The sequence below is a fragment of the Algoriphagus sp. genome (genome assembly GCF_024642405.1).
In the GTDB taxonomy this organism is placed as follows: Bacteria; Bacteroidota; Bacteroidia; order Cytophagales; family Cyclobacteriaceae; genus Algoriphagus.
The window spans coordinates 1-26,349 of the sequence record NZ_JAHEBC010000023.1 but is presented as its reverse complement, the minus strand read 5'-3'; the positions used below and the strand labels follow the sequence as shown (position 1 = coordinate 26,349).

Genomic DNA, 26,349 nt, shown 5'->3' with positions numbered 1-26,349 from the left:
TCCAACTGCCTTCTATACATCTGAATCGTATTTTCCAATCCATAATACAATGCATCACATACCAATGCATGGCCGATGGAAACTTCATCCAAATAGGGAATGGACTTTTTGAGAAATGCCAAGTTGTGCAGATCTAAATCATGCCCTGCATTTAAGCCTAAACCAATTGCTCTTGCTATTTCAGATACTTCCACATAAGGTTTGACAGCTTTCTCTTTATCCTTATGAAAGCCAATCGCGTAGGGTTCAGTATAAAGTTCTACTCGGTCTGTTCCAGTAAGTTTAGCAGGTTCGAAATATCTCACCTCAGGATTAATGAAAATAGAGACCCGAATTCCAGCTTCATGAAGTTCAGCCACTATATCTTTTAGCATGCCTTGATTTGAAATTGTATCCCAACCGGAATTTGAAGTAATCGCATTTGGTGGATCAGGAACCAAAGTAGCTTGGGCAGGTTTTACGGCTTTTACTAAGTCCATAAACCTTTTGTCTGGGTATCCTTCTATGTTAAATTCTGTGGTGACCACTTTGGACAAATCAAAAACATCCTGGTGTCTGATATGTCTTTCATCAGGTCTTGGATGCACCGTAATTCCTTGAGCGCCAAATCGCTCAGCATCCAAAGCAACTTTGACAACGTCGGGGTTATTGGCCCCCCGTGCATTCCGAAGGGTTGCAATCTTGTTAATATTTACACTTAGTTTAGTCATTTACGGGTCGAAAAGGGTATTTTTGTTTGATTTTAACCAATAACACAAACTTAGGGCTTATGAGTTTAAAGCAGAAAGTAGATAGCGAAATAAAATCGGCAATGATCGCCAAAGATAAGGATAGATTGAGAGCATTGAGAGCGGTCAAGTCATTAATCCTTTTGGAAGAAACCAAGGGTGGTGCCACTGGAGAACTTTCAGAAGATGAAGAAATGAAGATTTTGACGAAAGCTGCAAAGCAAAGAAAGGACTCTGCTGATATCTACCAGCAGCAAAATAGGGAAGATCTTTATGCTGTGGAGATGGCGGAACTTGAAATCATCCAGGAATTTCTACCAAAAGCCCTTAGCGATGAGGAATTGACAGCTGCCATTCAGGCGATTGTTACTCAAACAGGCGCTTCAAGTCCAAAAGATATGGGTAAAGTGATGGGTATTGCAAGTAAGCAATTGGCAGGAAAGGCCGATGGAAAGGCAATCGCAGATAAAGTTAAAGCTTTATTGAATAGCTAAGTTGAGTACTGTTGACATCATATTATTGGTCATATTAGGCCTTGGTGCCTTTGAAGGATATAAACAAGGATTCCTATTGGGGGTCCTTGGTCTTTTTGGTTTCGTGATTGCTATTATTTTAGGTGTTTACTTTATGGATCCAATGACAGATTGGCTCCAAGAAAATGTAACAGGCTTCAATCTGGGATATCCTATCATGGGCTTCCTAGTAATTTTTCTAATTACATTATTTTTGATCAGAACTATTGGTTGGATCTTAAAACAAGTAATGGATCTGGTATTGCTGGGATCCGTGGATGCCTTGGCAGGTGTGGTTTTAGGGATTGTGAAAGCAGCTTTTTTTATCAGTTTGTTTTTTTGGCAAGCATCTCTTTTTAAACTGGATTTGCCAAAGCAATGGACTTCTGATTCAGAATATCTGGAATATATAGAACCTGTTGCTCCTGCTATTGTGGAAGCCATAGAGCCATTTTTCCCCAAAGTGGAAGAAAACTTAGAGAAGTTGGAAAAGATTGTAGAAGAGATTTTGAATGATTCTGCTGATTGACAATTTTGACTCATTCAGTCATATGTTGGCAGATTTGGTTCGGAGAACTGGAGCAGAATTAACCATTGTAAGAAATGATTGTTCTCTCGAAGAAATTGAAAAAATTGATTTTTCCGGTTTGATTCTTTCTCCTGGGCCTGGAAGGCCCATTTCAGCAGGAAACCTTATGAAAATTTTTGAAAAGTATTATCAACAGGTTCCTGTTTTGGGAGTTTGTCTTGGTCATCAGGCAATCGGAGAATTATTTGGAGCAAAATTGGTAAAAAGTGAGATGCCTGTACATGGGAAAGTTCATTCAGTTAAGAAAACAATGGAGCACCCTTATACTTATGGATTGCCAGATACTTTCAAAGTCACCAGATACCACTCACTTCAATTAGAAATGATTCCTGATGAACTAGAAGTGATTTTAGAAACAGAAAAAGGTGAGATCATGGCCATTTCCCATAATTCACTTCCCATACTAGGAATTCAATATCACCCTGAGGCCTATTTAACTGAATATGGATTAGAATTGGTCGAAAATTGGATTAAGAAAATCCCGAATTGATTTTACCTGAGATCAATTATTTCAACGCCTGAGTACTTTTTGGCGTCAAAAACAAAATAAGAGTCAGGTATTGTAGAATCTGCTTTTAGATTCTTGAAAGCATAGGAAAAAGAACCTCCTTGGCCATCGAACATTTCCCAACCTAATAAATCCTTTGTGTTTTTGTCGATCATTAACAGAACCTTTTGAAATGGTGCGTTTGGCTTTTCAGCATTTAATTCAACGACATTCACTTGTTTTCCCTGGAAAGATTTATCAGCGAGTAACTCGTAGTTAAATCCGTTCTCATACATTTTATAAATATTTGAGGGAGTTAATTCTCCTTCCGTTTGAGAGACGTCATTAATGGTTACTTCTTTGTAGGTAGGTGTTTCTATTAAAGTCCAAACAGTTTTTCCATCGTTGAAAATTTCCTGTTCGGGCAGTTTTAATCGGTATTGATTTCCTTTTACTGAAATATCACCACTTTGGCGATCACTAGTGCCCACTTGATCAGAATAGGTAAAGTCAAAGCTGGCAGTAAAACCTTGCATGCTTTGAAACTTTTGGCTCATCCCATCTAAGACTGCTTTGGCTTTTGGATCTTTTTGAGCGGAAACTTCAATTATGGTGAAAATTGAAAGGAAAATTATTAATGCGAAGCTTAGTTTTTTCATGTAAATAAGGCTGTTGGAACTCTATAATACAGCCATTACAGACTATTCAATAACCGTTCCAAACTAGCTTCGTCCTGAATCAAGACTTCTCTTGCTTTAGAACCCTCAAAAGAACCGACGATTCCAGCAGCTTCCAATTGGTCAATGATCCTTCCTGCCCTGTTATATCCTAGTTTTAATTTACGCTGAATTAGGGATGTACTGCCTTGCTGATGCATGACGATAAGTTTTGCAGCATCATCAAAAAGTGGGTCTCTGTCTGATAAATCTACATTTCCAACTGATCCATCTCCTTCTTCTCCTTCAAATTCCGGTAAGAGATGAGCATCAGAATACCCTTTCTGCTCACCAATCCAATCACAGATAGCCTCTACCTCTGGTGTATCCAAAAATGCACATTGGATTCGAGTCATGTCTGAGCCCAAAGATAGCAACATATCTCCCATACCGATAAGTTGATCAGCCCCTCCAGAATCCAGAATAGTTCGACTATCAATTTTTGAAGTCACACGGAAAGAAAGCCGAGCAGGGAAATTAGCTTTTATTATACCTGTAATTACATTTACAGAAGGTCTTTGGGTGGCTACTACCAAATGTATTCCAATAGCTCTAGCTAGTTGGGCAAGTCTTGCAATAGGAGCCTCGATTTCTTTACCTGCTGTCATCATTAGATCCGCTAACTCATCGATCACTAGCACGATATAAGGCATAAAATGATGACCGTTTTCTGGATTTAGTTTTCTGCCTATAAACTTTGCATTGTATTCCTTAAGATTTCTAGCTCCTGCATCTTTCAGAAGGTTATACCGATTGTCCATTTCTATACAAAGAGAGTTCAGTGTATAGATTACTTTTTTCGTATCCGTGATAATTGCCTCTTCTGCTCCAGGAAGTTTCGCAAGGAAATGACGCTCAATTTTGTTAAATAGAGTCAGTTCTACCTTCTTAGGATCGACCAGCACAAATTTCAACTGAGAAGGATGTTTCTTATAAATCAAGGAAGCAAGGATCATGTTTAAGCCAACAGATTTACCTTGCCCTGTAGCTCCAGCCATTAACAAGTGCGGCATTTTAGCTAAATCAGCTACATAAACTTCATTTGAAATAGTCTTTCCCAAGGCAATTGGCAGATCCTTATCAGAGCGCATAAATTTCTCTGTTCCCAAAACTGCTCGGGCAGGAACAAGCTCCCTGTTTTTATTGGGAACCTCAATACCAATAGTTCCTTTTCCGGGAATTGGAGCAATAATTCTGATTCCCAAAGCTGCTAAGCTCAAAGCAATGTCATCTTCCAAGTTTTTGATTTTGGAGATTTTTACTCCTGGCTCAGGTACGATTTCATAAAGCGTTACAGTGGGGCCAATGGTCGCTTTTATTTCCTGAATCCCGATTTTGAAGTTTTCAAGAGTTTCAACAATCTTGTTTTTATTGTCTTCAAGTTCCTGCCTAGAGACAGTGACTTTCTGAACATCGTATTCGTTCAATAGATCCAATGTTGGATATTTGTAGCGAGGTAAATCCAGAGTGGGATCAAAGGGGTCTAAATTCTCAACTTCTGAGGCTGTTTTCTCTTCTCCTGCAGCTTTGACAACAGAAAAGTTTTTTTCCTCTATTTTTTCTTTTGGTTTTTCCTCTATCTCATCTAGGAGATTTACCTGAGATACGCTGAAAATATCATCCTCCTTATCGGTAGTGGAATCATCTATTAATTCAACATCATCATTTTTGATAATCCAGTCCGATCCATCATCCTCAAATTCTTCATTCTCTTCATCCCCTATCGCATCTTTACCGGTAGATTTTTCACTTTTTTTATCAAATGGATTTATGGCAGATGGGGTGTCAGAGACCAATTCATCAATAAGATCATCGTTGGATTCTGCCTTTGCGGAGAACCATTCCAGTTTATCTATGTCAAAGAAGAAAATCACAAAAATCAATAAGGCTGAACCAATTAGAATAAAGGTGCCCCAGCTAAGAAAGTCTGCCGAAAGCTTTGCCAATTCATATCCAAAGCCCCCAGAAAGAAAGCTCCAGTAAGAGTATCCTTCAACTAGTATGACAATATACCCCGTCAATAAACCAAGCCAAAAAGTAAAGAAAAGAGCAAATGTGGTGTATCGGGTGAGGGAAATCAAAGAAACCTTGAAACTCCATTTAAATCCAAGAATGAAAAGGAAGGGGGGGAAGAGAAATGCTGCAATGCCAAACCATCGATAGATCATCCAGTGTGCAGCCTGGGCCCCTAAATACCCAAGCCAATTACCGGAGTCTCTGGCGGTCTCCCTGATTTCTTCATCTACTGGGGCGTTCATGACCAAACTTTGGTCAGCAGGCCCATTTATCAAGTAGCTGATAAATGCAATAAAAAGGAATATTCCAACAGACATCAATAATATTCCAAGGGTTAAAACCAACTTGGAGCTCTTGATTTTACCAAAAGAAAATCCAGGCCCTTTTGGTTTTGAGGCCGTTTTCTTTTTAGCAGTTTCTCCTTTTTTTCTAAAAGTATTGGTCCTTGGTGAATTGGTGGCCATGTATTCCTTTAAAATCCGATTTTAAGATAAGATGATTGGATTGAGATTGGCAATTTATCGAGAAAAATAAGCCAATAATCCTTTCTTGATCTTTTTGATCAACCCAGGTCCCTCATAAATCATGCCCGAGTACACCTGAATCAGGCTTGCGCCCGCTTCAAGCTTCTCAATAGCATCTTCTGCGGAGAAAATTCCTCCTACGCCAATGATAGGAAATGCTTTATTTGATTTCTCAGCGAGATATCGAATCACTTCTGTACTTCTTTTGCCTAAAACTTTTCCTGAAACTCCACCTGCACCGATCGCTTCCACTTGGGAAACAGGAGTGGACAGTTGGGAACGGTCGATGGTCGTATTAGTAGCAATTACTCCATCTATCTTAGTTTCCTGAACGATCTCTACGATATCATCCAATTGCCCATCAGTCAAATCCGGCGCAATTTTCAAAAGGATTGGTTTTGGTTTTTCTTTTAGGTCATTTGCAGATTTTACAGCCTGCAAAAGTTTCTTTAAAGGTTCTTTTTCCTGGAGATCACGAAGATTTGGGGTGTTTGGAGAACTCACATTTACGACAAAATAATCCACATAGGGATGAAGCTCTTCCAGACAAATCAAGTAATCGTCTACTGCATTTTCATTGGGTGTCACTTTGTTTTTCCCAATATTTCCACCGACGATCACATCAGATTTTCGCTTCTTTAATCGCTCTACCGCCTCTTTGACTCCGCCATTGTTAAAGCCCATACGATTGATCAGGGATTCATCTTGGGGAAGTCTGAAAAGTCTCGGGAGTGGATTCCCTTCTTGTGGTTTTGGAGTCAAGGTCCCAATCTCAATAAATCCAAAACCCAGCATGGCCATTTCATCAATCAGTTTGGCATCCTTATCGAACCCAGCTGCTAATCCTACAGGATTTTTGAATTTTAATCCAAAAACTTCCCGTTCCAAAAGCGGATCATCCAATTTAAAAGTTGACTTTACAATCGACTTTGCAATGGGTAAGTTGAAAGTCAGTTTGGTAAGATCAAAGGTGAAATGATGGGCATCTTCCGGGTTTTTGAGGAAGAAGAGTGGTTTCAGGATGGATTTGTACACAGTCTTGCGGTTCTTTCAGGCTGTAAAGTTAAACAAAGCTTGTTGGGAATTTTAAGAAAAAATCAGTTTCTGCATTTGGCTTAAAACAGGCAGGAAATTCTTAACAACCACAATCTTTTAACATAAATCCAACACCTTTCCTGGTAGCTTTTTGAATAGCCTGGCTGACAGTACCAAAGTTCCAGTAATTTTCACCTCCCTCTTTGTCCGGAATTCCCCAAGCATTGATTTCTGTGATAATAGCATTGTCAGAAACAATATTCCCAGTGCAAGTTTCTATCAGTACTACGCGAAGCGTAGCCGAAATATCCTGATCTGGCGTTGGAGGATTCATTTCGTAAACTTCCTGCGCAGTTCTGTAATCCCAGCCTTCAGAATCAATAGTTTCTCCAAGCGTAATTCCTATAAAATAAGGATAACCCAAATCGGAATTGACTTTTGCTCGTTGAGCTGGATCATTGAGGTCTTTGATTCCTGCGGAAAGCAATTCATAGTCCATCCGATCGTATAATTCCACTTTCGTAAATCCCTGATCTCTGAGAATAGTGAGAATCTGGCTTTCTAATTGATTTTGCTCACCCGGAGAGAGCCTGCTAAATCCAGGATCCCAAGCGAGTGGCAAAAGCAAGACTCCGTCAGATTGACTTAGACAAATATGACATTTGAAGCGAGTGTATACTTGAGTTGAGGTGCAGGAAAAAGTAGAAATGCAAATTGCAAAGAAGATAAAAAGTCTCTTCATTAATTCAATCTTAAGTTGGATTGTTGCGAAAGTATTTTTTATACTTTTCACTTCATAGTTTTGACTTTAAAATTTATTTCCTCGGATGAAAATCTGTTAAAACCTGCCTTAGGTAATCGCGGTCTAGGTGAGTATAAATTTCCGTCGTGGTGATACTTTCATGACCCAACATTTCCTGAACTGCTCGAAGATCTGCTCCGCCTTCGATCAGGTGTGTTGCAAAGGAATGCCTGAAGGTGTGAGGACTGATATTTTTCTCTATTCCTGCCAGCTCAGCTGTTTTCTTGATGATCAGAAAAATCATTACGCGTGTTAATTTCTTTCCTCGTCTATTTAGGAAAATATATTCCTCATGTCCTTTTGCGATGGCTTGATGCACCCGAACTTCATCTTTATAAATATTCAGGTATTTAAGCGCGTCTTTTCCAATTGGAACCAACCTCTCTTTATTGCCTTTTCCAACTACTTTTAGAAATCCCACATCTTCAAAAACTTGCCCTTTTTTTAGTTCTGTGAGTTCGGAAACCCGAAGTCCTGAACTGTAAAGCATCTCCAACATAGCGCGATTCCGATGACCTTCAGGTTCTCCTAAGGGAATAGCTTCAAGTAGCTGCACGATTTCTTCATAACTCAAGGTGTCAGGAAGTTTTCTACCCAATTTTGGTGCTTCCAAAAGTTGGGCTGGATCCTCTGAAATCTTATCCTCGTACATCAAAAAGCGGTAAAAAGCCTTGATCCCGGAAATGATCCTCGCTTGTGTGTAGTCAGAAATTTCTAATTGAGCGAGTTCATTTACAAATTTGCGTAGGTGTTCCAATTCCAGTTGAACCGGACTTTTTTCCTGAAAATTTAAAGTGCAATAGTTAGCAAGCTTTTCCACATCTCGGGTATAAGCCTCGATAGAATTTTCGCTGAGTGAACGTTCCAACTTTAGGTAGTGGCGAAATTGCTTGATATGATTTTCCCAGGTTTTAATCATCGGAAGATTTAAAAATGAAAATATTGGGAAATTAGGTGCTAAAGTTGGAAGGTTCAAATGTGGAAAGGTTTTAACTTTCCAATCAGAAACCGATTACCTTTGTAGCGTCTTCATCAAACCGAATTTTGTTTTGAAAATATTGATCATTAACGGGCCAAATTTAAACCTCCTTGGAAAAAGAGAGCCAGAAGTATATGGAAGTACCTCTTTTGAAGAATATTTAGAAGACTTGAAAAAAACTTTTCCTGAAGTGGAGCTGGAATATTATCAAAGCAACGTGGAGGGTGAGTTGATCAACAAAATTCACGAAGTTGGATTCACTTTTGATGCAATTCTTTTGAATGCCGGGGGCTATACCCATACTTCCGTAGCTATTTCAGATGCCATTGCAGGAGTGACCACCCCAACCTTGGAAGTGCATATTTCCAATATTTACAAGCGCGAAGAATTCCGTCACAAGAGTATTATCTCTAAATCTTGCGTTGGAATGATTTCAGGTTTAGGCTTAAAGGGCTACGAATTGGGAATCAGATATTTTCTTTAAACCACAGACCTATGTTAACTTTTGCTCCAGGGCCATCTAAAGTTTATGATGCCCTTCCCAAATATCTACAAGATGCTTATCAAGCGGGTATTTTGAGTGCCAATCACAGAAGTAATGCCTTCATGCATTTGTATCAGGAAACTGAACAATTGATGCGCGAGAAGCTACACATGCCAGATGATTATCGATTGCTTTTTACTTCCAGTGCCACGGAAAATTGGGAAATAATCACCCAATCTATCGTGGAGCAGGCAAGTTTTCATATTTATTCAGGATCGTTTGGAAAGAAGTGGATTGGCTTTGCAAAGCATATCAATCCTGCTACGGATGGTTTGAAAATCGAAGCAAATCAGGCTATCGATGTTGCAAGTTTAGAAATTGACGAAAAGTTTGATGTAATCGCCTTGACGCAAAATGAAACTGCAAATGCTACTCAGGTGCCTATGGACGTGATCAAAGCAATCAAAAAAAAGTATCCTGAGAAAATGATTGCCGTAGATACAACTTCATCGATGGCCGGAATTGAGTTTGATTTTGACTTGGCTGATATTTGGTATGCTTCAGTACAAAAATGCTTTGGATTGCCGGCTGGTTTAGGAATTCTGATTGTATCTCCAAAAGCAATTGAAAAATGTGAGTCAAAGGGAGAAAGTGGACGATATAACAGTCTAGGTTTTATTCTAGAAAATGCTGCAGGGTACCAAACGCATTATACTCCAAATGTGCTTGGGATTTACTTGTTGAATCGGGTATTGAAAGATTTACCGGAAATCCATCATATCGATGCGAACCTTCGAGAAAGAATGCAAAAGCTGGAAAATGTCGTGGCGCAATCCAAGTCACTTCGAATGCTTGTGGACAATGCTGAGACCAGAAGTACCACAGTGTTGGCGGTAACCGGGCGAGAAGATTTGATAGCTTCGGTAAAGAAAGATGCTGAAAAAGAAGGAATGCAGCTGGGATCCGGCTATGGTCCACTGAAGCCGACGAGCTTTAGAATTGCTAATTTCCCTGCGATCACTAATGCTGAAATGGAGAAGCTGATTGGGTTTTTGGGGAGGTATTGAAGAAAGTCAGAAAGCTAAATTCAGAAATCTAAAAGTGTCATCAATGACTCAAATCAATAACTTTGGGTCTTTTAGATTAGTCATTTCGAACGAGGAGGAACGACGAGGAGAAATCTAAAGATTAACTTCGAATTAGATTTCTCCTCCCTTCGGTCGTCGAAATGATACTTCATTCACTTTTTCTTAAATCAGAAATCATATTTCCGCAATCTTAAATTCCGTACTTTCGCGGCATGTTTGATTATAAAGAGATTTTATCTGTTTCCCTGATCTTATTTTCGGTGATCGATATTCTAGGATCTATTCCTATTATCGTGAACCTAAGAAAGAAGGTAGGGCATATTCAGTCCGAGAAAGCCACATTGGCTGCGGGGGTTTTGATGATCCTTTTTCTCCTAGCGGGTAAGGCTATTTTGAATCTTTTTGGAATAGGAGTAGAGGATTTTGCAATAGCTGGAGCCTTAATCATATTTGCTATTGGGGCTGAAATGATCTTGGGGATTGAACTCTTTAAATCTGATCCGGACGCTACTGATAGTGCTTCCATCGTGCCCATAGCTTTTCCTTTGATAGCAGGAGCAGGAACTCTCACAACAATTTTGACATTAAAAGCGGAATTTGCTCAGGTCAATATTGCCATTGGAATTCTATTAAACCTGATCTTGGTTTATATAGTATTGAAAAGCACAGGTTGGCTGGAGCGAAAAATTGGAAAAACAGGCTTGGATGTCCTGAGAAGAATTTTTGGAATTATTTTACTTTCTATAGCAGTAAAGATTTTCAAGACTAATGCCTTCCCAATCGGGGTAGATTCCGGAATTTAAAACTTCTCTCTTGCTCATTTTTCTTTTCTTTGTACCATGATCACCATTTATACAGATGGCGCCGCCAAAGGGAATCCCGGTCCGGGAGGCTATGGAGCCGTTTTGAAATTTAACAAACACCGAAAAGAGCTTTCTGAAGGTTTTCGTAAAACAACCAATAACCGAATGGAACTATTGGCTGTGATCCGTGCCCTTCAAGAACTGAAAATGACAGGAATTCCTGTTCAGATTTACTCAGATAGTAAATATGTGGTAGATGCAATTGAGAAAGGTTGGCTTTGGGGCTGGCAAAAAAAAGGCTTCAAGGATAAGAAAAATCCAGATCTGTGGTTGCGTTATATTCCCCTTCACTTAAAATACAAGCCAAAATTCATTTGGGTGAAAGGCCACGCCGGTAACATTGAAAATGAAAGATGTGACCAATTAGCTGTAGAAGCTTCAGAAGGTTTTAATTTACCAGCAGATACAGGATATGAAGACAGCCAGAAATGAAAGTGTGAAGTCTAAAGTGAGAAGTCTGAAAACTCAGATTTCAAACTTCTCACTTCTGATTTTATAATTTATCCATTGTCATCAATGGAATATTCTCACGATTCACTTCCAAAAGTGGTTGGTATTCCACTTTTGGATATTGCCATCCTTCATCTCCCAACTCATAAAGTAATGGAGCCAGGTTTTGAACAGCAGCTTTACATCCTTGAACAATCGCTCCCATTTTTCCTGTTTGCTTCGATAATACTGCTTCGTTTTCTATTTCAAATGGGCCTGTAAATTCTTTTTCTTTAAGAATATTTACAAATGCTCTCCAGTCCATAGAATCTCCCAGTCCAAATCCAGGCAAAGTTGCCTCATAATGATGCCTATCCCATGGATTTTTACTTGAAGTAATTTTTAATTTGTCTGCCCATTCTGAACGAACTTCCTGCATCGGATACATATTTCCCCAGAAAGGATCAGGATTGTTTCGGGTGGATTTGACATGAATTCTTTTGAGTCGATTCATATCTGTATTTCTGATCACTTCTACTGGATCTGTATGCTGCCAAACATCGTGAGAGGGGTCATAGATTTCTCCATGATTTGCTTCTGGAACGAGCTCATACATAATTTTTCGGGCTGCCAATACTCCTGTTAGGTTATTGAAAGTACCAAAGTGGCCTGAACTTCTCCAGCCTTCCATCGGGCAGTTTTCATAGAGTACAGTCACTCCAAGGCTATTTGCATAGTGAATGATCGGGCCAAAAATTCTTTGGTATTCTAAAAGGTTTTTTTCAAATCCACCTTCCTGATTTCCCAACTCATGATTGTATCCCACAAACGTTCCTACTTTTACGTCATTTTCATCCCCTCCAAGTAAATAGGCCATTCGAATTAAACGGAGTAAGTGGTTTTGATTTTTAATCCTTTGTTCTGGATCCCCACCGATCAGGTTTTCAAAAGCACCAATTGAAAGTCTCAGTTTCGCTCCATTGAATTTTTCGATCAGGCTTTTTGCCTGTTCTGAACCAAAATTTTCATAATCTAAATGGGTTGCCACAAAGTCATCGCGAGTTCCATCTTTTCTAAAAACACATAAGTCCAGACCTTGAACGCCAATTTCAAGAGCCTTTTCAATAGTTTGATCAAGATTGAGTTGGTCAAAAGCGGAGGTCATGATCCAAATAGGATTTGCCATAGTTTTTAGTTTTATGATGGAAAAGTAAAATAGATTTTCATTCAGAAAGTTAAAGTATACAATCTAAAAACCACAAATCTGAAATATCAATTCTTAATTCAGTTTACTATGTCAGACCGAGCGGAGTCGAGGTCTCTTAGTAATTTTTTGAAATGGCTTCGACTCCGCTCAGCCTGACAAAAATAAAAATTCATAAATAATTCAATGGCTTCGACTCCGCACAGCCTGACAATGACTCCGCTCAGTCTGACAGCGACTGCGCACAGCATGACAATAACTCCGTTCAGTTTTATAACACTTCCCTCAGACTGACAACAACTCTCCTCAGCTTGACAACAGTTCCGCTAAGCCTGTCAGGTACTTCGTTCATCCTTAAAGCAAGTTTGCATAATTATGAAAAGAAATCCACGGTTTTTTACTACGGGTTTAGTCAATTTAATTTCTCCAATCAAAATTTGCCAAGTAAAATAAGATTGATTTGATGATCATTGGTTTTGTGTCAGTCCGAGCGGAGTCGAGGACCTACTTAAAAAATGCATTTAATTCTGATCTCATTTTTGACAATAGTTACTTTTAATTAAATTAATTGTTTAGTGCATTTAATTTTAATTTTTTTAATGAAAACATTCTGTGTTTATATTTTAAAATGCTTTGATAACACTTATTACACAGGTGTATCAAATGATTTGGCTAGAAGGATTAGTGAGCATCAAGAAGGGGTTGATCCAAATAGTTATACATTTCGGAGAAGACCTTTAGAATTGGTTTTTGTTCAGAATTTTCAAGATGTAAAAGAAGCTATCTCTTTTGAAAAAAGACTAAAAGGATGGAGTAAGGCAAAAAAAGAGGCTATTATTAATGGAGATTGGGAAGGATTAAAATCATTGGCTGAGTGTAAAAATTCATCAAGCCATAAAAATAATTCTAAACGGAAGAATGGATAATTAAATAAGGCTTCGACTCCGCTCAGCCTGACAACTACTCCGCTCAGCCTGACAACAAATCCTCTCAGTCTGAAAACAACACCGCTCAGCCTTACGACTAGTCCGTTTAGCCTGACAAGAATTCCAAATAGCCTTTTATCTACAAGTTTATTTTGGATTTGGTTTTTGCGGCTAGGTTGATTAGGATAATGTAAAAAATCAAAAATCATATATCCTAAATCTTAATTCAAGAATACCTTCTTCTAATCTCCACTTTCATTTTTTGTCTTTCCCATAAGGCTCTAGCCAAATCAGATGCGACTTGGTCTGGTTCAGACTCATGGAGTATTCTTTTTAATTTTTCTTCACCTAAATCTATTCTGTAGCAGATTTGAAGTAAGCGTTCAAAATCTCGATCAAGCATTTGACTGATTACTTTTGCCAAAAACTCAATCGCCTTTTCTTCATCAAATTCAGCTTTTACCTCAGGTAAAAGAAAATCTTTTTCCAATAGCTGAAAGGTTTCCTGAAAAAGTGAATTTCCCATATTGAATCAAAAAAGCCCCGCATGGCAGGGCTAGTTATTATTTTTCTTTCTCGTCCTCTTTTTCTTCTTTATTCTCCTCAAGGATTTCAGGTATCTGAACGCGAATGATTTTATACCAGGAAATTAATTTTTTGATGTCTGAAGTATAAACTCTTGTTTCATCAACTTCCGGAAGTACATGTTTCATAAAAGCTCTTAATTCTGAATCATCGGGATTATCATCTAACCCTAAATCTCCTTTAAACTCAGCCTCTATTTTTTTCATGATAGACTCTAAAGGTTCGGCACCTTCTTCAGTCAAGGTATAAATAGAAATATCGCTCAGGATAGAAACACGCTGAGACATTCCTGCGACAAGTTTAGCCTTCTTTTCGTCAAGACTTTCCAAGATCACACCTGACCTAGTTGGTTTTAAAACTTTAAATAGGCCTGGTTTTCCGGCGACTGTTGCGATTTCTTTAAAATTCATTGGTTTGTTTTTTTCAGGGTGCAAATATAAGAGTATCGCTTAAATGATTTCTCCAGATTCGTATTCTTGTACCAGTTCTTCAATAAATGTGGTCAATTCTTCTTTGCCTTGACCTTTTTCTGCAGATGTGACAAAATAATCCGGAGCTTCCTCGAAGATATCTTCCATCTTTTTTAAGAATTTCCTAATATTTTGATCCGTCTTTGTTTTTGATTGCTTATCGGCTTTAGTAAAAACCACGGCAGCAGGAACACCTTCTGTTCCACACCAAAGCAAAAATTCCAAATCGATTTTTTGAGGTTCTAATCTGCTATCGATCAAAACAAAAACGCCGCATAGATTTTCCCTTTTGGTTAAGTAAGTACTAATCATGTTCTCCCAACCTTGTTTCACTTTTACATTGACTTTGGCAAAGCCATAACCGGGTAAATCGACCAAATACCAACGATCATTGATCATAAAATGGTTGATCAATTGAGTTTTTCCTGGTTTTTGGGAGGTTTTGGCCAGATCACTTTTCCCGGTGATCATATTGATCAAAGAGCTTTTCCCCACATTGGATCTTCCAATGAAAGCGACTTCAGCCCTATCAGGTTTTGGGCAATTTCCAGGATTGGTATTACTGACGACAAAATGAGCTTTCTGGATCATAAACTTAGCTTTGGGTGCAAAAATAGGAATTATACTTTAGGAATGACTTTCTCTAATCTGGCAACAATTTTCCGATCCTCATGTTTCTTGAGTATTATTGCGCCTTCAAAGAACAATTCCAATGTCTGTAGTACCTTACAAAGATAAGCAAGACCCTAAAAAAGCTCAGGTTGCTGAGATGTTTAACAATATCAGTCCTAAATATGACTTGTTAAATCATGTCCTAAGCATGGGCATAGACATTACCTGGCGAAAGAAAGCAATTAAACTTTTGAAAAAGGATCAGCCTAAACTGATTTTGGATATAGCCACAGGCACAGGTGACTTTGCAATAGAAGCATTAGCTCTGAATCCTGATAAAGTAATTGGAGTGGATATCTCTGAAGGGATGCTTGCTGAAGGGAAAAAGAAAATGGCAAAGAAAGGTCTGGAAGATAAAATTGATTTGCAATTAGGAGATTCAGAAGGATTGCTCTTTGAGGATAATAAGTTTGATGCTGTCATCGTTTCCTTTGGAGTTAGAAACTTTGAAAATTTGGAAAAAGGTCTGGCAGATATGTACCGGGTTCTAAAGCCGGGTGGCAAGACGGTTATTGTAGAGTTTAGTAAACCTCGAAAATTTCCTATGAAGCAAGCTTATGGTTTTTATTCCAAATATATTCTGCCACAGATAGGTAAAATTGTATCCAAAGACAATTCTGCTTATACTTACTTACCTGAATCTGTACAGGCTTTCCCTGACGGAGAAGATTTTCTGGCTGTATTGAAAAAAGTCGGATTTACCAGTACGCTATGCAAACCACTTACATTCGGCATCAGCTCCATTTATGTGGGCGTGAAGTAGCCTTAACGTTTTTTTTTATCACAATAATGTCCCTTTCTTCCTTTGGACAAGGGATGTTTGGCCTTACTTCCAGTGCGGGGTCAGATAATAAGACTTTGTCTTATGGGTTTTTCTTGGCGGCTCATACCAATTCCTACCGAATCAAATATTCGGATGCATTTATGAACCGGACTACAACGAGTTCGGCGGGTGTAAGATCTATTAATCCGCAATTCTCTCCGGGATTTTCTCTTGGCTTTATTGGGATTCTAAGGTTTCATGATCAAGTTCAATTACTTTTTACTCCTAAAGTGGGTTTTTATGAATATAAGACGGAGGTGAATTACTTTGGAGCAGTAGAACCAGGAGGATCCACAAACATGCCTGGAAATAGTAATACAGCAAATAATACTACCATGTCGGAAGTATTAACTTCAGAAGCTACTATGGTCGAGCTTCCTTTACTTTTTAAATACAGATCTCAACGATTCAATAATACCAGAATGTATTTTTTGGGTGGGGCGAGTTACAATTTTAAAACAAAAGCCCAGGATGAAGCCGATATTGAAGACTTGGTGACCACCGGCCAAGATGTCTCTTTGGAAATGGGGATGGGCTTCGAAATTTATTTCAAGTACTTCAAGTTTGCTCCGGAGATCCGTTTTTCTCATGGCTTGAATAATGCCTACAGAAGAGAAAATACCATTCCAGAGATCGCTGATGCGATTTCCTCAATCAAAAGAAAGAGCATTACGCTTTACTTGAATTTCCAATAGACAGTTCTTTTTGTCAATCCAGAATTTTGATTAGCAGTTCAAGGTTTTTTTCGGTATAATTTTTCGAAAAATCAGAAAGTGAATTGACACACTACCTATATTACTTTAGACTGAATTGAATTCTTTTTAACTTTCAGCATGAAAAATAAAATTGCATTGGTCACTGGTGCTACCTCAGGAATCGGAAAAGCCTGCGCGATCACTTTGGCTAAATTGGGATACAATATCATCGCCACCGGAAGAAGAGCGGAAAGATTAAAGGAATTAGAGTCAGAATTAGCGAAAGATGTGGATTATCTTCCTTTGGTTTTTGATGTCAGAGATCGAGAGAAGGTTTTGGATATTTTGGGAGCTCTTCCAGAAGATTGGAAATCTATTGATGTTTTGATCAATAATGCGGGAAATGCCCATGGGATGGATCCAATCCAAACAGGCAGCTTAGACGACTGGGATGCGATGATGGATATTAATGTGAAAGGACTTCTTTATGTCTCTAAGGCTATTATTCCAGGAATGACAGAAAGAAAATCGGGAACGATTATTAATATTGGCTCGATCGCTGGCAAAGAGGTCTATCCAAATGGAAGCGTTTATTGCGGTTCTAAACATGCAGTAGATGCCATCACAAAGGGAATGCGAATTGACCTGAATCCATTTGGGCTAAAAGTGATTGCGATTCACCCTGGATTAGTAGAGACAGAATTTTCTTTGGTCAGATTCAAAGGAGATGAAAAGCGTTCTGATTCTGTTTATCAGGGATTTGAACCTTTGCTCGCTCAGGATATTGCAGATATTGTAGAGTTTGCCGTAACTAGGCCTCCGCATGTGGTCATTGCTGATGTGGTAGTGCTTCCAACAGCCCAAGCCTCTTCAACTCTTGTGAATAAAAGGAACTGAGAATGTTTAGATCAATCTTGCTATTTGTATTGATAGGAATGGTTTCATTTTCCTGTAGTCAAAAGGAAGAGGGAGTTTTAGAAGAAAATCTTACAAAAGAATTTGCTGAAGAAATAGGACATACCCAAACTACGATTGGTTCTGCCACTATTCCTATTTTGGAAAAGCAAATGATTGAGCAAGGATTAGTAAATGTGGAGGAAGTGGTTTCAGGTATCCGTGTGGAATTAAAATACTCTACCGAAGATAACTTTTTTGGTAGGGATGTTTATGGTGATTTGATCCATGCTTATCTTCAGCCCAGAGTGGCAGATAGTTTAAAAGTGGTTCAGGAAATGCTTCAGGCTGAAAACCCTGATTTGACTTTGTTGATTTATGATGGAGCGAGGCCGAGAAGTGTGCAGCAGATTCTTTGGGATAATCTAGATAAACCAGACAGCTTAAAACCTTTGTACGTTGCAGATCCAAAAGTAGGCAGCCTACACAATTTCGGTGTGGCAGTTGATTTAACCATATTCAACACTAAAACATCCGAACCTTTGGATATGGGTACTGGCTATGATTTCTTTGGATATCAAGCTTATCCTGATCGAGAAGAACAGATGCTTGAGGAAGGAAAATTAACTGAAGAGCAGATAGCCAATCGAGAATTGCTTCGAAAAGTTATGACCGCTAATGGATTTACAGGAATTGGCTCAGAATGGTGGCATTTTAATGCTTTTTCCAGAGCCAAAGCAGGAGAATTATTTAAAATTATAGAATAAAATTTTCATTTACTTTCAACCCAAATCTTAAAACCAATGAACCTAAAACGATCCCTTCTTACGCTAGGACTAATTTTCAGCATCGCTCTGATGGCTGATGCACAACAATTTCGGGCTTTAGTATTCAGCAAAACTGCTGGTTTTCGCCACCAGTCTATTGCCGACGCAGTTGTAGCTTTGAAAAAAATGGGCAAAACCCATGTGTTCAGTGTTTACACAACCGAAGATGCAGGAGCATTTACAGATGAAAATCTAGCGAAATACGATGTGGTTATATTAACAACCACGACAGGAACAATCTTCGACGCGGATCAAAAAGCTGCTTTCCAAAAGTTTGTTCAAAGTGGAAAAGGCGTAGTAGGGATTCACTCTGCCACGGATACAGAATATGAATGGCCTTGGTACAATAAAATGATCGGAGCTTATTTCCTTTCACATCCAGCTCAGCAGACGTTGAGAATGGAAGTAGTCGATCAAAATCATCCATCGACCTGGCATTTGCCTAAAAATTGGCTTTGGACAGATGAATTGTACGAATTCAGAGAAATTAACCCAGACATCAAAGTATTGATAAAAGCAGATGAAAGTACTTATAAAGTTTCCAAAGGAAACGGAGACAATCACCCGATGGCTTGGTATCATGAGTTTGATGGAGGAAGAGTCTTTTATACTGCATTAGGACATGTGGAGTCAGCTTGGGAAGATCCTGATTTCTTGAAGCACTTGTATGGCGGTATTTGGTATGCGGCCACGGGTCATCCTATGAAATAGTCAGTCAGAATTTAAAAAGAGGCTGATTTTGTTCAAACAATTTGCCGATCAATTTCTTCTATAAAAAGGAAAATTAGATTTGCTGGAACTTAAAGCCAGCAAATCGGTTTTCTAAACAAAAACAAGAATGTCATGCTGAAAGCACAAGCGAGACCGGTTCATCTTTACATGGAGGCCAACCCAAATCCGAACTCCTTGAAGTTCGTTGCGAATTTTATGTTAGCAGAGGAAGGGGTAAGTTTTGATTACCCTGATGCGGAAAGCGCGGAAAACAGCCCTTTGGCTCAGGAATTATTCAACTTCGCTGCCGTACAGCGGGTTTTTGTGGCGTCTAATTTTGTTACTGTCACAAAATCTGATGAGGTTGAATGGTCAGAAGTACAGAATATCTTTAGAGACCATATTAAAAAATATTTGGAGTCAGGAAATCCTGTAGTCAATGCTAATTTCGATAAAGACCCTCTTTTTGATGAAAGTGACTCGGAAGTTGTTAAGAAAATCAAAGGGATTTTAGATGAGTATATCCGTCCAGCTGTAGAGCAAGATGGGGGAGCAATTGTTTTTCATTCATTTCAAGATGGAATAGTGAAAGTATTGCTTCAAGGTTCTTGTTCTGGTTGTCCTTCTAGCACCGTTACCCTTAAAGCAGGGATACAGAACCTTTTGACCAGAATGCTTCCTGAAGTGAAGGAAGTACAGGCAGAAGGAGTTTAAGTAGCGATAATTCATGGGTAAAAGAGACTGGTCTTGGGCAATTCTTGGCGTTTTGGCGTTGGGAATTCGATATATCGCAACTCTTAACCCAGAGGCTACCGATGAAATTTATTCAAGGAAATTCTTTCCGGTCATCCGAAATGTTATTGATAAGACGCTGGGGTATTTGCCATTTCCCAGCGTCTATTTTTTTATTATTTCCGTCATCATTTTTATCGGGATTTATATCTACAGGATAAGATTTAAGATAGGATGGAAGCGCAAAACTCTTTATTCAGTTCGTTCCTTGGCAAATTACCTGGGTGCTTTGGTATTTTTCTTTCTAGTGCTTTGGGGTTATAACTATCAGCGAACTCCTATTTTTCAACAGCTCGGATTGAAACCTGAATCATTGGATTTTGAAAAGTTGAAACAAGAGGCTTTAATAACCAAGAGATTAGTGGAGCAATATCGTAAAGCCATTACCACAGATACAATCGCTATTACTGAGATTTTATCTTACCCCCAGTTGGAGAAATTGGTGAGGTCTAATATGGGCGAAAATTTGGATATGCTCGGGCTCAATTTTACAGGAAGGCCAAGGACAAAACTGTTTCCACCCCCTGGCTTCATGAGAAGAATGGGGATTCTGGGAATTTATTTTCCTTTTACAGGAGAGAGTTACATAGACCCAACTTTGCACCCATTAGAGCAACCGTTTACTGTGGCGCATGAGATGGCTCATAGCTATGGAGTAACCAATGAAGGAGAGGCAAATTTTATTGCTTGGGTTATATGCGGAAATAGTGAGGATCCGTTATTGAGGTATTCAGCCCAATTACGATTGTTGATGTATCAGATTCGGGATTATTATAAGATGGATCCAGAAGATTATAAAGTATTCATTCGAGAATTGGATCTTGGAGTAAAGAAAGATATCATTTCCATCAGAGATGCTAGTGAGGCTATTCAACCTATTTCCTACGAATTGAGTAGAAAGACAAATGATGTTTTTCTAAAAAGTCAGGGAGTAAAAGCCGGAATTAAAAGTTATCAACAACTTCCAATGTTAGCATATGCTTGGAGAAAAAGAATGAAAGGCGAGTAATTATTTTGTTTTTAGTTTTGTAAAACTATTTTTAGGAGTTGAATCTCCCAAGAATAGAACAATGAATAAAAAACTATTAACTATCCTTTTTCTTTTTACAAGTTCAACTGTATTCTCTCAGATTAATATTGAATCTGAAAGAGATCAAGATGGGAATATCATATTGTATTCTGTAAACACAGAAAATTTCCCATATACTGTGATGTTCCAATTTTCTGAATTACAGAATCTAACAACTTCCAGTGGAGATGTGGTTACTGCTGTCGCCATGCCAGGCAAGTCGAGGGCTACAACATTAAAGCCAAGACAAGCAAATACTCCAACCAATTATAGGTATTCGATCAGCTATGTTAAAGGGAACCTCTATGGGAAATCTAAAAATGAACCAGTTTATTTCGTCCCTGTAAAAGAAGGAACTGAAATTACAGCTCAAAATATGACTCATATTGAAAACCGTCTTCAGCCAAGTGAACAAAACAAAGAGTATGTAGGAGTAGCTTTTAGATTTGATTCACCTACTGAAATTGTTGCTCCTAGAAAAGGAATTATCGCCTCCATAAGTATGGGAGAGGCAGCTGAAAAGGATAATTTGGATTTTAAAAGAGATGAAAATTTTATTGAAATCTATCATGAGGATGGCACCTTAACCAAACTAATGGTTTTAAAATCCGGAAGTCAGAAAGTGAAAGTTGGAGATATGGTGATTCCGGGACAAGTGCTTGCTGAATCAGCCGGAGAAAATTATAATTCCGGGCAACATGTTCGAATGGTGAATATGAAACCTGCAAAAGATGGGAATGAAAAATTAAAGTATGAACAATTCCCAGTAAAATTTTCAACCTCAAAAGGCGTTTTACAAGTTGAGGAATTGGTAAAGTTTTCGGTAGTTCATCCAGAAGAGTTGATTACTGTAGAAATGAGCAAAAGGGAAATGAAAAATTATCGGGCAGATAAGGATTAATTCTTCTTCCTGTTACCATACCAAACACCAAGAATGACTGCAACTATTCCCACATAATGTCCAAATAGTAAAACTTCACCATCCAAAACGCCCCACATAATTGCTACAATTGGAATTAAGTAGGTGACGGAACTAGCAAATACCGGAGTAACTCTTTTGACCATCACATTGAACATAATCAGTGCTAAAGCAGTACCTAATACGCCTAGTAATGTTAAATAACCGATCGATTTCCAAGCTCCTGGGATGTTTGCAACTTTATAGGAAAAATCAGTTCCCGCCATCAGGAAAATCAAAGCCATGGGTAAGACCATCAAAAGCGAGATGGCAGTAATCTCAATGGGTTTAAGAAGTTCAAATTTGTACTTGATTATGTTTAGATTAAAACCATAACAGATACAAGCGGAGATAACAAACAAGGCATAAGCATTTATTCCTGAAAACGCATCGAAACCCGTTCCCTCTTTAACTGTGACTAAAATAAACACGCCTATAAATGCGATTGCTAAGCCTATTCCATTTCTTTTGGTGATTTTTGATCCAAAAAAAATAGCTCCTATGATTACGACAAAAAGAGGAGTCAATGCATTCAAAACACCCGTTAAAGAGCTGCTTAATTGTGTTTGTGCTTTCGCAAAAAGAAATGCTGGTATAAAACTGCCAACAAGACCTACTATGATCAGATAAAAAATTTGGTGCCTATTTAGGTTTTTAAGTCTAGGTAATGATAGGGGTAAAAGAAAGGTAGCTGCGGCGACAATTCTATAAGCGCCTACTTCACCGGGAGAAAAAACTTCTAAGCCTCTTTTAATCAAGATGAAGGAGCTTCCCCAAACCAAGGCTAATGAAATAAGCATTCCCCAGTTTTTTAAGGAACCATCGTTGGTGGTAGTAGACATGAATTATATTGCTGTAAATAGCCTTTACAAAGGAAGCAAATCCGAATAATAATTGTTTCAAAAAAAGGGTCTTGAAAAATTATTTTTTCAAGACCCTTAAAATATTTAGAATACGTAATCAGCATAAACATCTGCCACCTGATCCAGTAAATGGCAAACATGGTCGTAACTATCTGCTGTTACCATTTCGGTTCGAAAAGGTTTGAAGTTTGGCATGCCTCTAAAATAATTGGTGTAATGCCTTCTCATTTCCAGAATGCCTTGCTTTTCACCTTTCCATTCTACAGAAAAATCTAAATGCTTTTTGGTTACTGCAATTCTTTCTGCTAAATCAGGAGCTTCTAATTTTTCCCCGGTAGCCAAGAAATGTTTGATTTCATTAAAGATCCAAGGATAACCAATTGATGCCCTACCGATCATCATTCCATCCACATTGTATTTGTTTTTATATTCCAGTGCCTTTTCAGGAGAGTCAATATCCCCATTTCCAAAAACAGGAATGTGAAGTCTTGGGTTTTCTTTTACAAGATTAAGGTAACTCCAATCCGCTTCACCCTTGTACATCTGCTTTCGGGTTCGTGCATGAATACTGATGGCTTGGATACCAACATCTTGGAGTCTTTCGGCAACTTCGACGATCCTAATGGTTTCATTATCCCAGCCCAATCGGGTTTTTACAGTTACAGGGATGTTTACTGCTTTGACAATTTCGGATGTCATTGAAACCATTTTGTCAATATCTAACAAAATTCCAGCTCCTGCGCCTTTGCAAGCAACCTTGTTTACTGGGCAACCATAATTAATGTCAAGAATATCGGGCCCTGCTTCTGCGGCAATTGCTGCTGCTTCCCGCATAGATTCTATGTCATTGCCGAATATTTGTATCCCAATTGGCTTTTCATAATCGTAAATATCCAATTTTTGGACGCTTTTGGCAGCATCCCTGATCAGACCTTCCGAACTTATAAATTCTGTATACATGAGATCGGCTCCGTTTTCCTTGCATACAGCTCTGAAAGGCGGATCACTCACATCTTCCATCGGTGCCAAAAGCAAGGGAAACTCGCCTAATTCTAACTTTCCTATCTTAACCACTTCTCTATTATAAATTTGCGCGTAAATTTACCCTAAATATGGAGATTTACGAAACCCACTCAGAAATAGCAGAAAGGAAAAGCTGGCTTTTATCCCTGATAGTCATAGTTTTAGTTACTTTTGGAGTTTTAGTGTTACTACAGGGAGTTGCTTTTGCATTTGTTCCACTACTTTTTGATATTCCGATTGACGATCTTTTGGGGCTAATAAATGGAAATTTTGATGTGCCAAATGGAAGAATGGCGATGCTTTTTGTCCAAGGACTTGGCTCTGGAATTGGTTTTTGGGTAGCCGCTTGGATTATTATGCGATATATCGAAAAAGCTGATCTGCATTGGGATGTGCAAATTTCCAGATTTCAATGGAAAGGTTTTGCTGTAGTGATAGCAATTATTTTTGGTGGTATGCTTTTTAATTCCTTTTTGGTTTACTTCAATTCAAATCTTGTTCTTCCTGATTCCATGTCTGAAATTGAGGCATGGATGAAAGCAACGGAGGATCAATTAATGGAATTGACCAAATTCCTAACCGATTTTCAGACTATTCCAGAACTTTTGACAGGAGTTTTAGTGATTGGCATTTTTGCCGGTATTGGCGAAGAGATATTCTTCAGAGGCTTAATTCAGGCAAAAATGCACAGATACCTAAACTCAAGTCATTGGGGAATTTGGTTGACAGCCATCATTTTTTCTGCCATTCATTTACAGTTCTATGGCTTTTTACCAAGGGTTTTCCTAGGAGCGATTTTTGGATATTTATATCTATTTACCGGGAGTTTAATTTATCCGATTCTTGCCCACATTTTCAATAATAGCTTTACTGTCATATTGGTTTATATGGCAAATCAAGGAATGATAGATTTTGATTTAGAATCCACGGATGATGTATCTTATTCGGCAGCTTTGCTTGGCTTATTGGTTCTTATTGCTGGAATCTATTACCTTAAGAAAATGAAAATATCAGAAGATGGGCAATTGGGTTAAAGTATTTGAATCTGGGAAACAAATAAGGGCAGAGATTGTCAAGGGTGTTTTAGAAGAAAATGAAATAAAGGCAGTGGTTTTGAATAAAAAAGAGACTGTATATCAGATATTTGGGACATATCAGGTTTTAGTTTTGAAAGAGGATCAATTGCTTGCAACCAATATAATCCAGAATGAGATCACGTTTTAATATCAATAACTACAGCAATTTAGGACAAAGGGCAATCACAGCATTCATAGGAGCTTTGGTAGTTGTATTGGGAAGTATTTATTCAGATTGGACTTATTTTTTAATTTTTGCAGTCATTTTGGGATTCTCCCAAATGGAGTTTTATAAGTTATCCGGACTTGATGGGATGTTGCCATTGAAGAGCTTTGGTACTTTTTTGGGACTTATGATATTTACTCTGACATTTTTGATAGAAAAGGAGCAATTCAGACACGAATACCTTTATCTGATGTTTCCCCTGGTTTCATTAACATTTTTCATTAAGCTTTACCGGAAAACTGATAAAAAACCTTTTACCGGTGTGGCCTACACCTATTTGGGTATTTTTTATGTTGCGGTTCCTTTTTCCTTATTGAATTTGGCGGTCTTTTCAGTAGATCAAGTATATCATTTCGAAATTCTAATTGGATGTCTTTTAATATTATGGGCAAGTGATACCGGGGCATATTTCGCCGGAACCAAGTTTGGAAAAACAAAATTATTTGAGCGTGTATCCCCAAAAAAATCCTGGGAAGGGTTTTTAGGAGGTGCTTTTTCCGCAATTGCAGTTGCCTTTGTTTTGGCAAGATATTTTAAAGTGATCGATGACTGGAAATGGTTGGTCATTTCTGGAATAATCATCATTGCAGGTACATATGGAGATCTTATTGAATCTTTATTCAAGCGTTCTATTGAGATAAAAGACAGTGGGCAAATATTGCCGGGACATGGAGGATTTATGGATCGTTTTGACGGATTGTTACTTTCTGCTCCTTTTATTACGGCATTTTTGAAAATATTCTAATATCTGCATCTGTATCCTGAAAATCTACTTAATTTTGCGTCGAATTTGATATTCTAAATAAAAACCCAATATGGCTTATATCGAACCTGCTCCGATAATGGATAAAGAAAATCCATTGGAGTCAATGATGGAGAGATTTAACATCGCCGCAGAAAAACTTGGTCTTTCAGATGAGGTTTACAGCGTCTTAAAAAATCCAGCAAAACAAGTTATCGTTTCCTTACCTATTACCATGGATAATGGAAAAATTAAGGTTTTCGAAGGAATCAGAGTTATTCATTCAAATATTCTTGGTCCAGCAAAAGGAGGAATTAGGTTTGCTCCGGATGTTCATTTAGATGAGGTGAAAGCACTCGCCGCATGGATGACTTGGAAATGTGCTGTTGTGGATATTCCTTATGGAGGAGGAAAGGGAGGGGTTCGTTGTAATCCTCGCGAAATGTCAAAAGGGGAAATAGAGAGACTTGTTCGTGCCTATACTTTGTCAATGATCGATGTTTTTGGTCCTGATAAAGATATACCTGCTCCAGATATGGGT

At 38.4% G+C, this 26,349-nt stretch carries 32 protein-coding genes; 20 read left to right on the top strand and 12 right to left on the bottom strand.

The genetic code is table 11. From position 1 onward, the window contains the following. Positions 1 to 710 (bottom strand): pyridoxine 5'-phosphate synthase (locus Q0L68_RS03520; RefSeq protein WP_296699402.1); only part of this gene is annotated, 710 nt, incomplete at its 3' end. Positions 711 to 769: 59 nt separating this feature from the next. Between Q0L68_RS03520 and Q0L68_RS03515 the strand changes: the two genes are divergently transcribed. Genes Q0L68_RS03515 through Q0L68_RS03505 form a run of 3 tightly spaced genes read left to right on the top strand, consistent with a single transcriptional unit; the run spans position 770 to position 2,319 of the window. Beyond that, entirely contained in the window at positions 770 to 1,222 is a 453-nt protein-coding gene (locus Q0L68_RS03515; RefSeq protein ID WP_296699396.1) for a GatB/YqeY domain-containing protein, read from the top strand. Between the two features lies 1 nt (position 1,223). Further along, complete coding sequence (locus Q0L68_RS03510; protein WP_296699393.1) at positions 1,224 to 1,769, top strand: CvpA family protein; 546 nt, start codon at positions 1,224 to 1,226, stop codon at positions 1,767 to 1,769. Beyond that, positions 1,753 to 2,319, top strand: a complete 567-nt coding sequence (locus Q0L68_RS03505; protein ID WP_296699391.1) for an aminodeoxychorismate/anthranilate synthase component II — start codon at positions 1,753 to 1,755, stop codon at positions 2,317 to 2,319. The genes Q0L68_RS03510 and Q0L68_RS03505 overlap by 17 nt, the downstream gene beginning before the upstream one ends. A 2-nt stretch (positions 2,320 to 2,321) precedes the next feature. Here the strand turns inward: Q0L68_RS03505 and Q0L68_RS03500 are convergent, their stop codons facing one another. The 5 genes from Q0L68_RS03500 to xerD all read right to left on the bottom strand — a co-directional run bounded on the left by Q0L68_RS03500 (position 2,322) and on the right by xerD (position 8,328). Beyond that, entirely contained in the window at positions 2,322 to 2,975 is a 654-nt protein-coding gene (locus Q0L68_RS03500; RefSeq protein ID WP_296699388.1) for an outer membrane lipoprotein carrier protein LolA, read from the bottom strand. Between the two features lie 35 nt (positions 2,976 to 3,010). After that, positions 3,011 to 5,512 carry a DNA translocase FtsK gene (locus Q0L68_RS03495; RefSeq protein WP_296699385.1) on the bottom strand — a complete coding sequence of 834 codons (2,502 nt, stop codon included), beginning with the start codon at positions 5,510 to 5,512 and terminating at the stop codon, positions 3,011 to 3,013. Between the two features lie 54 nt (positions 5,513 to 5,566). Continuing rightward, positions 5,567 to 6,607, bottom strand: coding sequence for a quinone-dependent dihydroorotate dehydrogenase (locus Q0L68_RS03490; RefSeq protein WP_296699383.1), 1,041 nt, complete (start codon positions 6,605 to 6,607; stop codon positions 5,567 to 5,569). Positions 6,608 to 6,707: 100 nt separating this feature from the next. Next, entirely contained in the window at positions 6,708 to 7,400 is a 693-nt protein-coding gene (locus tag Q0L68_RS03485) for a hypothetical protein (protein ID WP_296699380.1), read from the bottom strand. A gap of 22 nt (positions 7,401 to 7,422) precedes the next feature. Then, positions 7,423 to 8,328 (bottom strand): site-specific tyrosine recombinase XerD, encoded by a 906-nt coding sequence (xerD, locus tag Q0L68_RS03480; RefSeq protein WP_296699377.1) that lies wholly within the window; start codon positions 8,326 to 8,328, stop codon positions 7,423 to 7,425. Positions 8,329 to 8,458: 130 nt separating this feature from the next. Between xerD and aroQ the strand changes: the two genes are divergently transcribed. From aroQ to rnhA, 4 genes are all read left to right on the top strand, one after another. Then, positions 8,459 to 8,872: a type II 3-dehydroquinate dehydratase gene (gene aroQ / locus Q0L68_RS03475; protein WP_296699374.1), complete on the top strand. Its 414-nt coding sequence runs from the start codon at positions 8,459 to 8,461 to the stop codon at positions 8,870 to 8,872. Between the two features lie 11 nt (positions 8,873 to 8,883). Further along, a complete protein-coding gene (locus Q0L68_RS03470) occupies positions 8,884 to 9,939 on the top strand; it encodes an aminotransferase class V-fold PLP-dependent enzyme (RefSeq protein WP_296699371.1) in 1,056 nt (351 codons plus the stop codon). A gap of 233 nt (positions 9,940 to 10,172) precedes the next feature. Beyond that, positions 10,173 to 10,763 (top strand): MarC family protein, encoded by a 591-nt coding sequence (locus Q0L68_RS03465; RefSeq protein ID WP_296699368.1) that lies wholly within the window; start codon positions 10,173 to 10,175, stop codon positions 10,761 to 10,763. A gap of 36 nt (positions 10,764 to 10,799) precedes the next feature. After that, positions 10,800 to 11,255, top strand: a complete 456-nt coding sequence (rnhA, locus tag Q0L68_RS03460) for a ribonuclease HI (protein ID WP_296699366.1) — start codon at positions 10,800 to 10,802, stop codon at positions 11,253 to 11,255. Between the two features lie 61 nt (positions 11,256 to 11,316). Here rnhA and Q0L68_RS03455 read toward each other — a convergent pair whose 3' ends face one another. Then, positions 11,317 to 12,438 carry a sugar phosphate isomerase/epimerase gene (locus Q0L68_RS03455; RefSeq protein ID WP_296699364.1) on the bottom strand — a complete coding sequence of 374 codons (1,122 nt, stop codon included), beginning with the start codon at positions 12,436 to 12,438 and terminating at the stop codon, positions 11,317 to 11,319. A gap of 593 nt (positions 12,439 to 13,031) precedes the next feature. On the opposite strand from Q0L68_RS03455, the gene Q0L68_RS03450 reads away from it, so the two are divergent. Next, positions 13,032 to 13,382, top strand: coding sequence for a GIY-YIG nuclease family protein (locus tag Q0L68_RS03450; RefSeq protein ID WP_296699362.1), 351 nt, complete (start codon positions 13,032 to 13,034; stop codon positions 13,380 to 13,382). 226 nt (positions 13,383 to 13,608) lie between these two features. Here Q0L68_RS03450 and Q0L68_RS03445 read toward each other — a convergent pair whose 3' ends face one another. The 3 genes from Q0L68_RS03445 to yihA are packed head-to-tail and all read right to left on the bottom strand — an operon-like array spanning position 13,609 to position 15,028. Next, the gene (locus Q0L68_RS03445) at positions 13,609 to 13,908 is read right to left on the bottom strand and encodes a hypothetical protein (RefSeq protein WP_296699359.1); all 300 of its coding nucleotides are present in this window, start codon (positions 13,906 to 13,908) and stop codon (positions 13,609 to 13,611) included. 37 nt (positions 13,909 to 13,945) lie between these two features. Continuing rightward, a complete protein-coding gene (locus Q0L68_RS03440) occupies positions 13,946 to 14,377 on the bottom strand; it encodes a DUF5606 domain-containing protein (RefSeq protein ID WP_296699356.1) in 432 nt (143 codons plus the stop codon). A 39-nt stretch (positions 14,378 to 14,416) separates the two neighbouring features. Next, positions 14,417 to 15,028 carry a ribosome biogenesis GTP-binding protein YihA/YsxC gene (gene yihA, locus Q0L68_RS03435; RefSeq protein ID WP_296699354.1) on the bottom strand — a complete coding sequence of 204 codons (612 nt, stop codon included), beginning with the start codon at positions 15,026 to 15,028 and terminating at the stop codon, positions 14,417 to 14,419. A 121-nt stretch (positions 15,029 to 15,149) separates the two neighbouring features. Between yihA and ubiE the strand changes: the two genes are divergently transcribed. The 8 genes from ubiE to Q0L68_RS03395 all read left to right on the top strand — a co-directional run bounded on the left by ubiE (position 15,150) and on the right by Q0L68_RS03395 (position 21,821). Then, on the top strand, positions 15,150 to 15,872 hold the full coding sequence (gene ubiE / locus Q0L68_RS03430; RefSeq protein WP_296699352.1) for a bifunctional demethylmenaquinone methyltransferase/2-methoxy-6-polyprenyl-1,4-benzoquinol methylase UbiE: 723 nt from the start codon (positions 15,150 to 15,152) through the stop codon (positions 15,870 to 15,872). Between the two features lie 26 nt (positions 15,873 to 15,898). After that, positions 15,899 to 16,627, top strand: coding sequence for a porin family protein (locus Q0L68_RS03425; protein ID WP_296699350.1), 729 nt, complete (start codon positions 15,899 to 15,901; stop codon positions 16,625 to 16,627). A gap of 138 nt (positions 16,628 to 16,765) precedes the next feature. Then, positions 16,766 to 17,524 carry an SDR family NAD(P)-dependent oxidoreductase gene (locus Q0L68_RS03420; RefSeq protein WP_296699348.1) on the top strand — a complete coding sequence of 253 codons (759 nt, stop codon included), beginning with the start codon at positions 16,766 to 16,768 and terminating at the stop codon, positions 17,522 to 17,524. Positions 17,525 to 17,526: 2 nt separating this feature from the next. Further along, positions 17,527 to 18,288, top strand: a complete 762-nt coding sequence (locus Q0L68_RS03415) for a M15 family metallopeptidase (protein WP_296699347.1) — start codon at positions 17,527 to 17,529, stop codon at positions 18,286 to 18,288. Between the two features lie 36 nt (positions 18,289 to 18,324). Next, positions 18,325 to 19,059 (top strand): ThuA domain-containing protein, encoded by a 735-nt coding sequence (locus Q0L68_RS03410; RefSeq protein ID WP_296699345.1) that lies wholly within the window; start codon positions 18,325 to 18,327, stop codon positions 19,057 to 19,059. A 132-nt stretch (positions 19,060 to 19,191) separates the two neighbouring features. Beyond that, positions 19,192 to 19,773, top strand: coding sequence for a NifU family protein (locus Q0L68_RS03405; protein WP_296699343.1), 582 nt, complete (start codon positions 19,192 to 19,194; stop codon positions 19,771 to 19,773). Positions 19,774 to 19,786: 13 nt separating this feature from the next. Further along, the gene (locus Q0L68_RS03400) at positions 19,787 to 20,860 is read left to right on the top strand and encodes a DUF3810 domain-containing protein (protein WP_296699340.1); all 1,074 of its coding nucleotides are present in this window, start codon (positions 19,787 to 19,789) and stop codon (positions 20,858 to 20,860) included. Between the two features lie 61 nt (positions 20,861 to 20,921). Further along, the gene (locus Q0L68_RS03395) at positions 20,922 to 21,821 is read left to right on the top strand and encodes a M23 family metallopeptidase (protein ID WP_296699338.1); all 900 of its coding nucleotides are present in this window, start codon (positions 20,922 to 20,924) and stop codon (positions 21,819 to 21,821) included. Here the strand turns inward: Q0L68_RS03395 and Q0L68_RS03390 are convergent. Together Q0L68_RS03390 and dusB are read right to left on the bottom strand one after the other, a co-directional pair. Continuing rightward, positions 21,818 to 22,720 (bottom strand): DMT family transporter, encoded by a 903-nt coding sequence (locus tag Q0L68_RS03390; protein ID WP_296699335.1) that lies wholly within the window; start codon positions 22,718 to 22,720, stop codon positions 21,818 to 21,820. The genes Q0L68_RS03395 and Q0L68_RS03390 overlap by 4 nt on opposite strands. 105 nt (positions 22,721 to 22,825) lie before the next feature. After that, positions 22,826 to 23,815, bottom strand: coding sequence for a tRNA dihydrouridine synthase DusB (gene dusB, locus Q0L68_RS03385; protein WP_296699333.1), 990 nt, complete (start codon positions 23,813 to 23,815; stop codon positions 22,826 to 22,828). A gap of 38 nt (positions 23,816 to 23,853) precedes the next feature. On the opposite strand from dusB, the gene Q0L68_RS03380 reads away from it, so the two are divergent. The 4 genes from Q0L68_RS03380 to Q0L68_RS03365 all read left to right on the top strand — a co-directional run. Next, on the top strand, positions 23,854 to 24,798 hold the full coding sequence (locus tag Q0L68_RS03380; RefSeq protein ID WP_296699332.1) for a CPBP family intramembrane glutamic endopeptidase: 945 nt from the start codon (positions 23,854 to 23,856) through the stop codon (positions 24,796 to 24,798). Next, the gene (locus Q0L68_RS03375) at positions 24,782 to 24,988 is read left to right on the top strand and encodes a DUF2007 domain-containing protein (protein WP_296699329.1); all 207 of its coding nucleotides are present in this window, start codon (positions 24,782 to 24,784) and stop codon (positions 24,986 to 24,988) included. The genes Q0L68_RS03380 and Q0L68_RS03375 overlap by 17 nt, the downstream gene beginning before the upstream one ends. Further along, on the top strand, positions 24,972 to 25,811 hold the full coding sequence (locus Q0L68_RS03370; protein WP_296699327.1) for a phosphatidate cytidylyltransferase: 840 nt from the start codon (positions 24,972 to 24,974) through the stop codon (positions 25,809 to 25,811). Before Q0L68_RS03375 ends, Q0L68_RS03370 begins: the two co-directional genes overlap by 17 nt. A 70-nt stretch (positions 25,812 to 25,881) precedes the next feature. Continuing rightward, the coding region (locus Q0L68_RS03365; protein ID WP_296699324.1) for a Glu/Leu/Phe/Val dehydrogenase dimerization domain-containing protein at positions 25,882 to 26,349 on the top strand (468 nt) is incomplete at its 3' end.

What these genes read in the sequence shown, in the direction of transcription:
- Q0L68_RS03505 (WP_296699391.1), top strand. Translation starts at nt 1,753, where the DNA reads ATGATTCTGCTGATTGACAATTTTGACTCATTCAGTCATATGTTGGCA.
- Q0L68_RS03440 (WP_296699356.1), bottom strand. Translation starts at nt 14,377, where the DNA reads ATGAATTTTAAAGAAATCGCAACAGTCGCCGGAAAACCAGGCCTATTT.
- Q0L68_RS03420 (WP_296699348.1), top strand. Translation starts at nt 16,766, where the DNA reads ATGAAAAATAAAATTGCATTGGTCACTGGTGCTACCTCAGGAATCGGA.
- Q0L68_RS03375 (WP_296699329.1), top strand. Translation starts at nt 24,782, where the DNA reads ATGGGCAATTGGGTTAAAGTATTTGAATCTGGGAAACAAATAAGGGCA.
- Q0L68_RS03370 (WP_296699327.1), top strand. Translation starts at nt 24,972, where the DNA reads ATGAGATCACGTTTTAATATCAATAACTACAGCAATTTAGGACAAAGG.
- Q0L68_RS03380 (WP_296699332.1), top strand. Translation starts at nt 23,854, where the DNA reads ATGGAGATTTACGAAACCCACTCAGAAATAGCAGAAAGGAAAAGCTGG.
- Q0L68_RS03445 (WP_296699359.1), bottom strand. Translation starts at nt 13,908, where the DNA reads ATGGGAAATTCACTTTTTCAGGAAACCTTTCAGCTATTGGAAAAAGAT.
- Q0L68_RS03495 (WP_296699385.1), bottom strand. Translation starts at nt 5,512, where the DNA reads ATGGCCACCAATTCACCAAGGACCAATACTTTTAGAAAAAAAGGAGAA.
- rnhA (WP_296699366.1), top strand. Translation starts at nt 10,800, where the DNA reads ATGATCACCATTTATACAGATGGCGCCGCCAAAGGGAATCCCGGTCCG.
- Q0L68_RS03400 (WP_296699340.1), top strand. Translation starts at nt 19,787, where the DNA reads ATGGGTAAAAGAGACTGGTCTTGGGCAATTCTTGGCGTTTTGGCGTTG.
- Q0L68_RS03470 (WP_296699371.1), top strand. Translation starts at nt 8,884, where the DNA reads ATGTTAACTTTTGCTCCAGGGCCATCTAAAGTTTATGATGCCCTTCCC.
- Q0L68_RS03455 (WP_296699364.1), bottom strand. Translation starts at nt 12,438, where the DNA reads ATGGCAAATCCTATTTGGATCATGACCTCCGCTTTTGACCAACTCAAT.
- Q0L68_RS03515 (WP_296699396.1), top strand. Translation starts at nt 770, where the DNA reads ATGAGTTTAAAGCAGAAAGTAGATAGCGAAATAAAATCGGCAATGATC.
- yihA (WP_296699354.1), bottom strand. Translation starts at nt 15,028, where the DNA reads ATGATCCAGAAAGCTCATTTTGTCGTCAGTAATACCAATCCTGGAAAT.
- Q0L68_RS03500 (WP_296699388.1), bottom strand. Translation starts at nt 2,975, where the DNA reads ATGAAAAAACTAAGCTTCGCATTAATAATTTTCCTTTCAATTTTCACC.
- Q0L68_RS03390 (WP_296699335.1), bottom strand. Translation starts at nt 22,720, where the DNA reads ATGTCTACTACCACCAACGATGGTTCCTTAAAAAACTGGGGAATGCTT.
- Q0L68_RS03410 (WP_296699345.1), top strand. Translation starts at nt 18,325, where the DNA reads ATGAACCTAAAACGATCCCTTCTTACGCTAGGACTAATTTTCAGCATC.
- xerD (WP_296699377.1), bottom strand. Translation starts at nt 8,328, where the DNA reads ATGATTAAAACCTGGGAAAATCATATCAAGCAATTTCGCCACTACCTA.
- ubiE (WP_296699352.1), top strand. Translation starts at nt 15,150, where the DNA reads ATGTCTGTAGTACCTTACAAAGATAAGCAAGACCCTAAAAAAGCTCAG.
- Q0L68_RS03425 (WP_296699350.1), top strand. Translation starts at nt 15,899, where the DNA reads ATGTCCCTTTCTTCCTTTGGACAAGGGATGTTTGGCCTTACTTCCAGT.
- Q0L68_RS03395 (WP_296699338.1), top strand. Translation starts at nt 20,922, where the DNA reads ATGAATAAAAAACTATTAACTATCCTTTTTCTTTTTACAAGTTCAACT.
- Q0L68_RS03405 (WP_296699343.1), top strand. Translation starts at nt 19,192, where the DNA reads ATGCTGAAAGCACAAGCGAGACCGGTTCATCTTTACATGGAGGCCAAC.
- Q0L68_RS03415 (WP_296699347.1), top strand. Translation starts at nt 17,527, where the DNA reads ATGTTTAGATCAATCTTGCTATTTGTATTGATAGGAATGGTTTCATTT.
- Q0L68_RS03465 (WP_296699368.1), top strand. Translation starts at nt 10,173, where the DNA reads ATGTTTGATTATAAAGAGATTTTATCTGTTTCCCTGATCTTATTTTCG.